Here is a 12,042-nt window from a genome sequence, read left to right as displayed (position 1 = left end):
ATAGATAGTCAATGGAGTAGGCATGATGCGTTATAAACGAAATGATAAGGGGCACATCTACTTCACTTTCATGATTTTTTTGCTCATGACAGTATTGCCTTTTTATGAATTCTATCTGTTTTTGAGAGGCGATAATCTGGTTGGGCGTTTTATCATCCATCGCCCCGGTATATTTCTGGTAGGGCTTGTTCCTACTATGATGATGGTTGCCTGTTTTATCAGATCATCTATACGGTCGGTTAAGATCATGAATATCGGTCTTGGGATTTATGCAATTGCAGTTTCTGCCCTGACATGGATATTGTTCTTGGTGCAACCGTTTATCCATTTCCATCTTGCGTCGCATTATACACCGACATTATTTTCGGCAGCTGCCTTGCTTGGCATGATCTATATTCACGGCAATCGTAAGGCTGCGGATATTTCTATTACGCTGTAATATCGATCAAACCGGCATCGCCTTCCGTTGAGCCGAAAGCCAGCCGGTGACCAGATGTATCCCAGTTCATGCTGGTAATGGCTCCTTTGCCGGGACGGCGCAGTAGGACTTCTTTGGCATCACCAAAGCGGATAAACAAGATCATGCCGTCATCAAAACCGGCCGCGACCATATCTTCTTCTGGATGGCAGGCGACACATGTAACAAGGTTATTTGCACGTGTCCCCAGTTCCAGCGGTGCCTTGCCCATGGGGCCATCCTTGGACTGGAAAGGCCATACAATGGCAGCCATAGCGCCTGATGTGGCCAACCATTTACCTTTTGGCGACCATGACCAGCTTTTGACCTTCACTGGATAGCCGCTCATGCGCAAATGCTGGTTATCTGCAATTCGCCAGCCATGCAGGGCATTTTCCTGCATGCTGGAAATGACATAGCGCCCATCAGGTGAAAATGTCACCATGTGATGGGCTCCTTTCCATTCCAGCTCAGTGGGCTTGGCATCGCTATTGAGCCAATGCAACGTAACTCCATTATAGCGCGCTACGGCAAGACGCAGTCCTTTCGGGGCAAAGGCTAGCCCTTCAACGCTGCGCTCATGGGAGAATTCTTTTATTCCGTCGCCACTATCGGCCCATGCCGTGCGGGATGAGCCGAAAGCATAGGCATTATGCGGGCCGGCCGCAATGGCTGTCATCCATTTGCCGTTTTTTTCAAACAGGTGTTCGTTTGTTCCGTCTGCACCAATACGACAGATCCTGCCGTCTTCACCCCCTGTCAAAAAAAAGCGTTTGTCATGTGATAAGGTACAGGATGCGAGCCCTTCATGAACTTCTATCTTTTGCGGTTTGCTACCAAAAATATGCACATATCCATCGGCAGTAGCAAAAGCCGGTTCATTGTCTATAAAGCCGGCAAACAGGCAATGGTTCTCAAGTGCATAGGGGGCAATGGTTGGCATATTTTCCTCTTGTCTCAGGCACAGTTCTCGAAGCCTTTGCGCAAGGCCTCCGCATCCAGCTCTCGGCCGATAAAGACAAGTCGGCTTTCGCGTTTCTCGTCCTCTTTCCATGGTCGTTGATGATCGCCTTCTATGATCATATGAACGCCCTGTACAACATAGCGGTCATTATCATCCTTGAAGGCGATAATGCCTTTGAGGCGTAGAATATTGGGGCCTTGGGTCTGGGTGATGTTCTGTAGCCAAGGAAAGAATTTTTCCGGTTTGACTTCGCCGGTGCGTAATGAAACCGATGTAACCGTAATATCATGGATTGCTGCGCCATGTTCATGGTGGTGATGGTCACAGTCGGGACCGCATACATGGTCTTCACCGTGATGGTGGTGATCATGTTCATGGTTATGATGTTCGTGATTACAGTCAGGGCCACAAACATGGCCTTCATCATGATGGTGATCATCGTGATGGGCATCATCAAGAAAATGCGGATCGTTTTCCAGAGCACGGCTGAGATCAAAAGCGCCACGGTCGAGTATTTTGCTAAGATCGATCTCGGCCCGCTGTGTGCGGTAAATAACGGCACTGGGATTGATAGCGCGGATGGTTGCTTCGATATTGGCAAGTTCTTGTGCATTAACCAGATCGGTTTTGTTGAGTAGCACAACATCGGCAAAAGCAATCTGATCTTCTGCTTCGCGGCTGTCTTTTAGACGCAGCGGCAAGTGTTTGGCATCTACCAGTGCAATGACGGCATCAAGTTGGGTTTTGGCGCGTACATCATCATCCATAAAAAAGGTCTGGGCAACCGGCACAGGATCAGCAAGGCCGGTTGTTTCGACAATGATGGCATCAAACCGGCCCGGGCGGCGCATCAAGCCTTCGACCACGCGGATGAGATCACCGCGTACGGTGCAACAGATGCAGCCATTATTCATTTCATAGATTTCTTCATCCGATTCAACAATCAGATCATTATCAATGCCGATTTCGCCGAATTCATTGACAATGACCGCATAGCGCTTGCCATGGTTTTCGCTCAAAATACGGTTGAGCAAGGTTGTTTTTCCAGCGCCCAGATATCCGGTCAGAACGGTGACGGGAATTTTTTTTATGGCGGTTTCAGTTGTCTCGCTCATGGCATGACCTTTCAACAAACTGTTTCATTTACTGTCTGGCATATAGGTGATCGGTTTTTCAATTGCCACCTTCATTTTTGTGATTGAATATCGTTTGGTCAAATGCGGCCATATCATCAAGCAGGCCGATAATGCCATCACTGGTATGGGCCAAGATCGCTTTTCCGGCCTGTGCATTGGCTTGTGCGGCTTTACCAACGGCCCCGTCATTATTCAGATCATTCATTTGCCAGCCGAATGCATGGGGGCCATAGGCTCGCAGATACTGGAATTTCTCGATAAAATCGGCTTGTTGATTATAAAAGTTTTCTGCTTGTGCCATCTGGACATGCTCGGGTGCCAGCGCCAGCATGAGGGATGTTTCGATAAAACCTGCATGGATATCAAGGGCTTTTTCTGTTTCGGAGATGAGACCTTCCGGCAGACCGAACCGTCCCCAGTGGGTTGCAACTGCGAGCATCGAAAAGCGTATGCGTAATTCGGTTATTACAATCGTCAGCAATGGTGAATTGCCACCATGGGCATTCAGAAACAGGATTTTACCAATGCCATTATCCTGGCACTGCCGGCCTATATCAATCCAGCGTTCAATCGCTTCATGGTAGGTGAGCGATTTAGAACCCTTTTTCCACAAATGTTCCGGTGAATATCCGATGGTTTCGGTAGGTAAAAATGTAATGTCCAGATGCGGGCTGATCTTGTTTTTAAAAGTGTCAATTATGCCTGATGCAATAATGGAATCGGTTTCAAAGGGTAAGTGCGGCCCATGCTGTTCATGGGCACCTAGGGGCTGAATGGCAATTTTTTTTGGTTCAAATTTCATGGCTCTGCTTCAATAAGACGGTTGTTATTGTGTAACAGGGTAGGCGAGAATGGCAAGTATCTGGCAAAAGAATCTTGAAATGCCGATATTGACCTACGTCCATAGCTTGGCCATAAAGAATTTGATGATGCGGGATTCTGTTTCTCGCAGGCGCTCGAGAGCGAGAGAAAAGCGTGGCACAGAAGATTAAACTTTCTACCATTGCGGATGCATTGAATGTATCAACCGCGACTGTGTCATTGGCCTTGCGGGATAGTTCGCTGGTGGCAGATGATACGCGTGACAAGATCAAGACCTATGCCCGTGAGATCGGCTATATCTATAACCGTCGTGCGGCTAGTCTGCGTACATCGCGTTCGGGTATTGTCGGTGTTGTTGTTCATGATATTATGAACCCGTTTTTTGCTGAAATCTTGCGTGCTATTGAGAGCGAGCTCGACCGTTCCCGTCAAACCTTTATTTTGTCCAACCATTATGATCAGGTCGATAAACAGCGGAATTTTCTTGAAACGCTGATCCAGCTTGGGGCTGATGGTGTGATTATGTCCCCAGCGATCGGTACGCCGCAACGTGATATCGAGCTTGCCAAGGAAAACGGATTACCTGTTGTTTTTGTTGCGCGCCATGTGGAAGGTGTTGATGCGCCGGTGTTTAGAGGCGATGATGCTTATGGTATCTCGTTGGCAACGAACCATCTGATATCTTTGGGGCATAAGCGTATCGCCATGGTTGGCGGCACCAATTATACATCGACGGGGCGTGATCGCTATCAAGGTTATCGTGATGCTATGGAACGCGCAGGTTTGGAAGTCAAAACGGAATGGCGCATTGAGGGGCCGCGAACAAAACAGACCGGCTTTGAAGTTGCGCCACAATTTCTGGCGCTTAAGGATAAGCCAACCGCAGTGGTTTGTTTCAACGATCTTTGTGCGATCGGTCTGATGAACGGTATTGCTCGAGCCGGTCTCGTGCCGGGTGAGGATATATCGGTGACCGGTTATGATGATCTGGAAGAGGCGGCTATTGCGACGCCGGCCCTGACGACTGTATGGAACGGTCAACGTGAAGTGGGGAAGCGCGCCGCACGTGCATTGCTTGATCTTCTTAATGGTGTGGAAGTGGAATATGGGCATGAGCTGATCAAGCCGGAGCTCCATATCCGCCAATCCACCGGTAAGCCCAAAGAACGTTGATATATCTTTTTTTTAGCGTTTGTGGCGTTTGTTTTGATGTTCATAAACCGCTTTGCCGAAGGCTTCAAAAATCTGGCGTGACGGCGTATCGGTTTGGGCCCAATATTCCGGATGCCACTGGAAGCCCATGGCAAAACTTGGGGCATTTTTGACGCTGACCGATTCGATTGTGCCATCAGGAGCTTTGGCTTCAACGACTAATCGTGGTGCAAGTTTATCGATGCCCTGTTCATGGACAGTATTGACCATTAGCTCACCAGAGCCAACAATGGCAGCAAGGCAGCCATTGGCCGCAACGTCGACCCGTTGGCGGATGGTGTAACGTTCCGGCATTGTCAGGCCTTGCGGTGCACGATGATCATTGCGACCGGGAATGTTCTGTAGACCGTGGACAAGAGTACCCCCCAGTGCAACATTCAGTTCCTGAAAACCACGGCAAATAGCGATGAGCGGAATACCACGTTCGATAGCGGCTATGATCAACGCTAATGAGGAAGCATCACGTGCGTGATCAAAAGGAGCTGCATCTTCATTTTCATCCATACCGTAATGTGACGGATGAACATTGGATTTGGCACCGGTAATGATGACGCCATCAATATGTTCAAGAATAGCATCAAGTGCAATGCGGCCATGCAATGAGGGAATAATAATCGGTGTGACCTTGGCAACATCGGTTGCGGCGACAAGATATTGTTGGGCGGCTGCATGCCAGTCATAACCACCGTCATAGACCATATCGGCGGGCAGGGCGACAAGAGGCTGGATCGCTGAAGTCATTTTCTTTTCCATCAAAAAGCTTTTGCATCCATTGCTGGATGGAGGATCGATTTTTAGCATGAAGATTACAAAAAACAATTGGCGTGAAAGGCTTTTTTGGCGTCAATTGTTAGGAAAGAGTTGCATTTTCTATGAAAATATTATCTCAAGGAGAGGGAAAAGGAAAAGGGGACTTGTGCTTTAATAGTTATTGCTATTTTTGCACGTGAGTCAGGTGGATATCGGCTTGGGCATTTGGTGATGATGTCTGGTTGGCATGTATGAAAGATTTGTATCGCTATTTTTGTGTGTAATTGTAAAGGAGAGACCAATTGGGTGAGATCATCTATGTTGGGAAAGAAATGGGGAAAGGTGAAACGCGTGTTGCCGCGTCACCAGAAACAGTCAAGAAGTTGATTGCACTCGGCTATGATGTGCTTGTCGAACGCGGTGCCGGTTTGTTGTCACGTATCAATGATGATGAATATACGCAAGCGGGAGCCAAGCTGGTAACAACAGCTGATGCCAAAAAAGCCGATATTATCTTGAAAGTGCGTCGTCCTTCAGGAACCGAGATAGGCCTTTATAAAAAAGGAGCGGTGTTGATTGCGATGCTTGACCCTTATGGTCATGAAAATGAAATTGATGCCATTGCTAAAGCCAATCTGACTGCGTTTACCATGGAGTTTATGCCACGTATTACGCGCGCACAGGTAATGGATGTGCTTTCTTCACAGGCCAATCTTGCCGGTTATCAGGCGGTGATTGATGCAGCAAATGTTTATGACCGTGCTTTGCCAATGATGATGACAGCTGCTGGTACTGTGCCCGCTGCCAAGGTTTTTGTTATGGGTGCCGGCGTTGCCGGTCTTCAGGCTATTGCGACGGCACGCCGTTTGGGGGCTGCTGTTTCGGCTAGTGATGTGCGTCCCGCAGCTAAGGAACAGGTGGCGTCGTTGGGGGCCAAATTCATTGCGGTTGAAGATGAAGAATTCAAGGCTGCGGAAACCGGTGGCGGTTATGCCAAGGAAATGTCCAAGGCTTATCAGGCCAAACAAGCTGCTTTGACAGCGGACCATATATCCAAACAGGATATCGTTATTACGACAGCGCTCATTCCGGGGCGTCCGGCACCGCGTCTGGTAACAAAGGATATGCTTAAATCTATGCGTCCGGGATCGGTTATTGTCGATTTGGCGGTTGAGCGCGGCGGCAATGTCGAAGGTTCTGTGGCAGATCAGGTTGTCGAGGTTGAAGGTGTTAAAGTTGTAGGTTTTACCAATGTTGCCGGACGGATTGCCGCAACGGCATCGCAACTTTATGCCCGCAATCTTTTTGCTTTCCTTGATATATTGACGGATAAGGAAAAGAAAAAGCTGGCAATCAATTTTGATGATGAGCTGGTCAAGGCTACCTTATTGACCAAGGATGGGAAACAAGTTCATCCCGCTTTTGCTGCAGCACCTCAAAAGACTGAAAAAGCAACGCGTAAGTCGACAGTAAAGGCAGCAGCAAAGACGGTTGATAAACCCAAAACCGTGAAAAAAGCAGCACCTAAAAAGACGGCTGCCAAGAAGCCGGTCACCAAGACCACAGCAAAGAAAGGAAGCGCATAATGGCTAATGAAGCATTAGATAAAGCGCTGGAAAATCTTGATCAGGCAATTATTTCGGTACGTGAAGCCGGTGGCCAGTTGACCGAGAGTGTCGCACAGATGGCCCATGCGGCATCAGGTGGTGCGATTGACCCATTTGTTTTTCAGCTTGCTATTTTCGTTCTATCGATTTTTGTCGGTTATTATGTTGTCTGGGCGGTGACACCCGCATTGCATACGCCGCTGATGGCGGTGACCAATGCCATTTCATCGGTTATTGTGGTCGGTGCTCTTCTGGCTGTCGGATTGGCAGCTTCGGGCGCTGCCGGCATTTTCGGATTTATTGCCCTTGTGCTGGCCAGCGTTAATATTTTTGGCGGTTTCCTTGTTACCCAACGCATGCTTGCCATGTATAAGAAAAAAGAGAAGTGAGGCGTTAGAATATGAGTATTAATTTTGCAGCCTTTCTCTATCTGATTTCAGGTATTCTTTTCATTCTTGCTTTGCGTGGTCTGTCACACCCGACAACTAGTCGTCAGGGTAATGCCTATGGTATGATCGGCATGGCGATTGCCATCATTACAACCCTGCTTTTGGCTAAGCCGTCTTTTGGAGGGCTAGTGCTGATTATTGCCGGTCTTGTGATCGGTGGTGGTATCGGTGCTGTTGTGGCACGCCGTATTGCGATGACAGCCATGCCGCAGCTTGTCGCGTTTTTCCATTCGCTTGTCGGTCTGGCTGCTGTGATGGTAGCTGCCAGCGCGCTTTATTCGCCGCATAGTTTCGGTATTGGCGAAGTCGGTTCGATCCATGGTCGTGCACTGGTTGAAATGGCGATTGGTGTGGCCATTGGCGCCGTAACTTTTACCGGTTCGATCATTGCCTTTTTGAAATTGGATGGCCGTATGTCGGGTAAGCCGATTATGTTGCCTTCGCGCCATTTTATCAATGTCGGTCTTGGGGCGGCAATCATTATTCTGATTGCCATTCTGGTAGCAAGTGAAAGCCATTTTGTTTTTTGGCTGATTGTTCTTCTGTCACTCATCATCGGTGTGACGCTGATCATTCCGATTGGTGGCGCAGATATGCCGGTCGTTGTTTCCATGCTTAATTCCTATTCGGGGTGGGCAGCAGCCGGTATCGGTTTTACGCTTGGCAATATGGCTCTGATCATTACGGGGGCGTTGGTCGGCTCATCCGGAGCTATTCTTTCCTACATTATGTGTAAGGGTATGAACCGTTCGTTTATTTCAGTCATCCTCGGTGGCTTTGGTGGTGAAATCGCAGCAGCCGGTAGTGCTGGCGAAGTTGAACAGCGTCCGGTCAAGCAGGGTTCAGCAGATGATGCAGCTTTTATCATGAAAAATGCACAAAAGGTGATCATCGTGCCGGGTTATGGCATGGCTGTCGCTCAAGCGCAGCATGCGCTACGTGAAATGGCTGACAAGTTGAAGGCCGAAGGCGTTGAAATCAAATATGCGATCCATCCGGTAGCTGGTCGTATGCCGGGTCATATGAATGTGCTGTTGGCTGAAGCCAACGTTCCTTATGACGAGGTGTTCGAGCTTGAAGATATCAATTCGGAATTTGCGACTGCTGATGTTGCCTTTGTGATTGGTGCCAATGATGTTACCAATCCGGCAGCGAAAAGTGATCCGGCTTCACCGATTTTTGGTATGCCGATTCTTGAAGTCGATAAGGCTGGTACGGTTCTGTTCCTCAAACGCGGTATGGGCTCAGGTTATGCCGGTGTCGAAAATGAGTTGTTCTTCCGTGATAATACAATGATGCTTTTTGGCGATGCCAAGAAGATGGTAGAGAATATTGTTAAATCGCTTGACTAGCCTGATAGCCGAAGAGACTATAAAAAGGCGCTGAAAACAGCGCCTTTTTTCATAGGGAATGAACGATGCATCTGCTTGATACAACTTGTCTTGAAAAAGATTATCCTATTGTTATTGATGTACCGGCTTTTGACTTAAAGGATCATATGCAGGCGTCAGTTCTTTTACAGAATGTACTTTATTTTAAGAAATCAAAGCATATGAGACTTCGTCTGGCCTTGGGGATATCTATGGGCGCATTGATGGCTTTGCTATGGTTTTATCCGTTGTTTTTTTCCAGTCTGGCATCTGGTCAAAAAGATGGTTATGCAATGGGTTTGATGGCCATGCTTATCTATTTTATTCTTTTTGTTTTTGTTAATTTTTACCAAATGCAGCGGCGCAATCGTATCGTGTTGCAAAATACAACCATATTAAAGCCAGCCAAGATCAGGCTAGGTAAAAAGGGGTATATTGTCGAGCGTGATGGCTTTGCCAATATGGTCCACATCGATGCGATTATCATGCGCAGACGATCGAAATCGGGCGCCTATTGTCTTGGTTTCGAGAGTTACTCGGTATTCACATTGCCTGGGCATATTATTGACAACCACCCACAAGCCGCGCAAATTCGTCAATATTTGGGTTTTGTATAATTTGCCTTTGAAAAGGACGATTGAAATGGCGACATCGGCAGAGCAGATCAGAACGTGGCAGGGGCCGGCAATTTTAAGCTATGGTTATCGCCCGTTTTTTCTTGGTGGTGCTCTATGTGCTGCCCTTTCTGTGCCAGTCTGGATTATGCTTTATATGGGGTCGGATGTATTCTTGCCCTTGACCGATAAAGTTGCTCCCATGGATTGGCATGTTCATAGCATGTTATTTAGTTATTTATGGGCGGTGGTTGCCGGTTTTCTAATGACCGCTGTGCCAAACTGGACAGGGCGTTTTCCAATTGTCGGCTGGTCGTTATTTGGTTTTTTCTGCTTGTGGCTGATAAGCTGGTTTGCTTTCGCGCTTTCGTCCTTTTTGCCGGTGCCATTGATTTTCATTCTTGATCTTGCTTTTCCGTTTGTTTTTTTTGCCGCGATCGCACGCGAGATTATCAAGGGAAAAAATACACGCAATCTTAAAGTCCTTATTCTGATCGGCCTTTTGATTTTAGCCAATGCACATTTTGATTATGAGGCGTTGAACGGTATGGCCGGTGCTGATAGCTATGGTGCGCGTCTGGCACTTGGCGTTGCGATTATGCTGATCTGTGTTATTGGCGGGCGGATTATTCCAAGTTTTACCCGTAATTGGATCGCTAGACATAATGGCAGCGATATGCCGGTACCGCATAATCGGTTTGATCAGATTGTGATGGCGGCAAGTGCTGTTTCACTGATTTCATTTGTTCTCTTTCCCGATATTTTTATAACTGGTTTGATAGCGCTTATAGTCGGTGTACTCCACCTGATGCGTCTTGTACGCTGGAAGTTCTGGCATATTTTACGCGACTCGCTTGTTTGGGTTTTGCATCTTGGTTATCTGTTCATTCCACTCGGTTTTATTGTCATTGCACTTGCCGATTTCAATATTCTTGAAGGTGGACGTTCCTATGCCCAACATGTCTGGATGGCGGGCGGTATCGGCATGATGACTATGGCGGTGATGACCCGTGCCTCACTTGGCCATGCCGGACGTCCTTTAAAGATCGGCTGGGGCGTTACCAGCCTATATTTGTTGCTATTGCTTGCCGTCGTTTGTCGTTTTGTCAGTGGCGTTTTATATAATTCAATACCGCTTCTGCACTTTTCCGGCACTTGCTGGACATTGGCTTTTTTGGGTTTTGTCGTGCTTTATTGGAACATCTTGACCAAACCACGTGTTCCTAAAGTGCCGCCTCAAGCCCCATAGATAAGTTTATCCTGCTTTGCACGCAGTTTGGCAATCCATTGATCCTGATTGATGGAAACATTTTTTGCGGTAATCAATTCACCCTTTTTGATGGGGGCGGTGATGGTCGCACCTTCCAATAATCCGCATGGAATGGCTTGGTTAGCCTGTGCATCCTCAACCGTCATCGCCCAAGCGCGATAGGTATAAAGACCGATGAAGTCCAACTTTTCGCCGGTCTTCAAATCTTTTTTGGCAACCGCACAGACTTCTGCAACCGGACGCGCCAGCGGCACCATATCGGGTTTGCCATAAAGCATGACGCGTGCGCAGGTCAGCGGTACTTCCATGGCTGTGAGATGATAGGGGCGATGGAATGTAAAATAGGGTCCTTTGCCGATCTTTAGATCTTCCATTCGTTCCCACACCCGTGGATGGCGCATTTCGGCAACGACAAAAACGCCCGGTGAAACACCCTTGCCGATGGAATAATCAACCACACCGCTTTTTGTTAGTACGCCGCCATCGGATTGCGGGATCAGTACCTTGTTCAAATCTCCAATATCTGCCTTGGGCCCATGCATGCCGGGGCAGTCGGGGACAAGGCCTGTGGCATTGGCAATGGCGGTCATTTCGACCATCGTTTTAGAGCCATCAATAAATTCAACCAGCATGCGTACATTCATGTCGCGCTGTTTTGCCTCTGCCTCGTAGTCATCTGGGATAGCATCAAAGACGAGTGGATTATTCTTGCCTTTTCCGGCCGAGACAATTTTGTGGCCAAGACTTGAGACAAATTCGATGAGTTCCATACAGGAAGAGGGTTCATCACCCGCACCTAGCGTATATATAAGGCCTTTCTTGTCGGCTTCAGCTTTCAGATAGGGGCCGATGGTGACGTCAGCCTCTACATTCATCATTATCAGATGTTTGTTGTTTTGCAGCGTCTTATAGCCAATTTCGGCGCCGGCTTCGGGATAGCCGGTAGCATCGACCACAACATCAATCTGTTCGTTTTGAAGCATCAGGTCAAGATCATCGGTGGCAGCAATTTTCCTCGCCTCGATTGCCGCATTCATGCTACTTGCTGTGGTCGCCTCTATGGCATGGCCTTCTTCTCCATAGGCAATTTTTGCAGCATCAAAAACACGGGACGGGGTGCGGGTTGAAACGACAGCGACTTCCAATCCATCCATATGTGCGACACCGGAAAGAAAATCAGTGCCCATTTCGCCGCATCCGACAAGGCCGATCCGGATAGGTTTGCCTTTATCGGCATGTTGTTTTAGGTCGCGGGCCAGTCCCGTCAATTGGACATTGCTTGTCATGGACAACTCTCAATCGCTTTATGTATTTCTTGTTCTTATGGCCTATTGAAGCTGGTTGACGAGGTCAAGCCCTGTTTCATCAGCTTTTAGAGAGCATAGGCCTAA

At 47.9% G+C, this 12,042-nt stretch carries 12 protein-coding genes; 7 read left to right on the top strand and 5 right to left on the bottom strand.

The genetic code is table 11. The features are described from left to right. Positions 1-22 precede the first annotated feature (22 nt). Entirely contained in the window at positions 23-439 is a 417-nt protein-coding gene (locus tag ACYZ97_RS07675) for a hypothetical protein (RefSeq protein WP_473297906.1), read from the top strand. Here ACYZ97_RS07675 and ACYZ97_RS07670 read toward each other — a convergent pair. The 3 genes from ACYZ97_RS07670 to ACYZ97_RS07660 are packed head-to-tail and all read right to left on the bottom strand — an operon-like array spanning position 429 to position 3,359. Then, complete coding sequence (locus ACYZ97_RS07670) at positions 429-1,400, bottom strand: WD40 repeat domain-containing protein (protein WP_473297904.1); 972 nt, start codon at positions 1,398-1,400, stop codon at positions 429-431. The genes ACYZ97_RS07675 and ACYZ97_RS07670 overlap by 11 nt on opposite strands. A gap of 14 nt (positions 1,401-1,414) precedes the next feature. After that, positions 1,415-2,536 carry a CobW family GTP-binding protein gene (locus tag ACYZ97_RS07665; RefSeq protein ID WP_473297903.1) on the bottom strand — a complete coding sequence of 374 codons (1,122 nt, stop codon included), beginning with the start codon at positions 2,534-2,536 and terminating at the stop codon, positions 1,415-1,417. Between the two features lie 58 nt (positions 2,537-2,594). Then, entirely contained in the window at positions 2,595-3,359 is a 765-nt protein-coding gene (locus ACYZ97_RS07660; protein ID WP_473297901.1) for a creatininase family protein, read from the bottom strand. 173 nt (positions 3,360-3,532) lie between these two features. Here ACYZ97_RS07660 and ACYZ97_RS07655 point away from each other — a divergent pair, with 173 nt between their 5' ends. Then, positions 3,533-4,552, top strand: a complete 1,020-nt coding sequence (locus tag ACYZ97_RS07655) for a LacI family DNA-binding transcriptional regulator (protein WP_473297899.1) — start codon at positions 3,533-3,535, stop codon at positions 4,550-4,552. Positions 4,553-4,564: 12 nt separating this feature from the next. Here the strand turns inward: ACYZ97_RS07655 and ACYZ97_RS07650 are convergent, their stop codons facing one another. Further along, the gene (locus tag ACYZ97_RS07650; protein WP_473297897.1) at positions 4,565-5,344 is read right to left on the bottom strand and encodes a gamma-glutamyl-gamma-aminobutyrate hydrolase family protein; all 780 of its coding nucleotides are present in this window, start codon (positions 5,342-5,344) and stop codon (positions 4,565-4,567) included. Between the two features lie 299 nt (positions 5,345-5,643). On the opposite strand from ACYZ97_RS07650, the gene ACYZ97_RS07645 reads away from it, so the two are divergent. The 5 genes from ACYZ97_RS07645 (at position 5,644) to ACYZ97_RS07625 (ending at position 10,630) form a co-directional block, all read left to right on the top strand. Continuing rightward, positions 5,644-6,927, top strand: coding sequence for a Re/Si-specific NAD(P)(+) transhydrogenase subunit alpha (locus tag ACYZ97_RS07645; protein WP_473297895.1), 1,284 nt, complete (start codon positions 5,644-5,646; stop codon positions 6,925-6,927). Next, complete coding sequence (locus ACYZ97_RS07640) at positions 6,927-7,337, top strand: NAD(P) transhydrogenase subunit alpha part 2 (RefSeq protein WP_473297893.1); 411 nt, start codon at positions 6,927-6,929, stop codon at positions 7,335-7,337. The genes ACYZ97_RS07645 and ACYZ97_RS07640 overlap by 1 nt, the downstream gene beginning before the upstream one ends. An 11-nt stretch (positions 7,338-7,348) precedes the next feature. Further along, positions 7,349-8,749, top strand: coding sequence for an NAD(P)(+) transhydrogenase (Re/Si-specific) subunit beta (locus ACYZ97_RS07635; RefSeq protein WP_473297891.1), 1,401 nt, complete (start codon positions 7,349-7,351; stop codon positions 8,747-8,749). 65 nt (positions 8,750-8,814) lie between these two features. Next, entirely contained in the window at positions 8,815-9,384 is a 570-nt protein-coding gene (locus tag ACYZ97_RS07630; RefSeq protein ID WP_473297890.1) for a hypothetical protein, read from the top strand. Positions 9,385-9,409: 25 nt separating this feature from the next. Beyond that, the gene (locus tag ACYZ97_RS07625) at positions 9,410-10,630 is read left to right on the top strand and encodes an NnrS family protein (protein ID WP_473297888.1); all 1,221 of its coding nucleotides are present in this window, start codon (positions 9,410-9,412) and stop codon (positions 10,628-10,630) included. Here ACYZ97_RS07625 and ACYZ97_RS07620 read toward each other — a convergent pair. Continuing rightward, positions 10,618-11,937: an NAD(P)H-dependent oxidoreductase gene (locus tag ACYZ97_RS07620; protein ID WP_473297887.1), complete on the bottom strand. Its 1,320-nt coding sequence runs from the start codon at positions 11,935-11,937 to the stop codon at positions 10,618-10,620. The genes ACYZ97_RS07625 and ACYZ97_RS07620 overlap by 13 nt on opposite strands. Between the last annotated feature and the right edge of the window lie 105 nt (positions 11,938-12,042).

Source organism: Bartonella sp. bp_1 (genome assembly GCF_055808085.1).
This window is presented reverse-complemented; position numbering and strand designations above follow the sequence as displayed.

What these genes read in the sequence shown, in the direction of transcription:
- ACYZ97_RS07640 (WP_473297893.1), top strand. Translation starts at nt 6,927, where the DNA reads ATGGCTAATGAAGCATTAGATAAAGCGCTGGAAAATCTTGATCAGGCA.
- ACYZ97_RS07625 (WP_473297888.1), top strand. Translation starts at nt 9,410, where the DNA reads ATGGCGACATCGGCAGAGCAGATCAGAACGTGGCAGGGGCCGGCAATT.
- ACYZ97_RS07630 (WP_473297890.1), top strand. Translation starts at nt 8,815, where the DNA reads ATGCATCTGCTTGATACAACTTGTCTTGAAAAAGATTATCCTATTGTT.
- ACYZ97_RS07660 (WP_473297901.1), bottom strand. Translation starts at nt 3,359, where the DNA reads ATGAAATTTGAACCAAAAAAAATTGCCATTCAGCCCCTAGGTGCCCAT.
- ACYZ97_RS07650 (WP_473297897.1), bottom strand. Translation starts at nt 5,344, where the DNA reads ATGGAAAAGAAAATGACTTCAGCGATCCAGCCTCTTGTCGCCCTGCCC.
- ACYZ97_RS07635 (WP_473297891.1), top strand. Translation starts at nt 7,349, where the DNA reads ATGAGTATTAATTTTGCAGCCTTTCTCTATCTGATTTCAGGTATTCTT.
- ACYZ97_RS07665 (WP_473297903.1), bottom strand. Translation starts at nt 2,536, where the DNA reads ATGAGCGAGACAACTGAAACCGCCATAAAAAAAATTCCCGTCACCGTT.
- ACYZ97_RS07670 (WP_473297904.1), bottom strand. Translation starts at nt 1,400, where the DNA reads ATGCCAACCATTGCCCCCTATGCACTTGAGAACCATTGCCTGTTTGCC.
- ACYZ97_RS07620 (WP_473297887.1), bottom strand. Translation starts at nt 11,937, where the DNA reads ATGACAAGCAATGTCCAATTGACGGGACTGGCCCGCGACCTAAAACAA.
- ACYZ97_RS07675 (WP_473297906.1), top strand. Translation starts at nt 23, where the DNA reads ATGATGCGTTATAAACGAAATGATAAGGGGCACATCTACTTCACTTTC.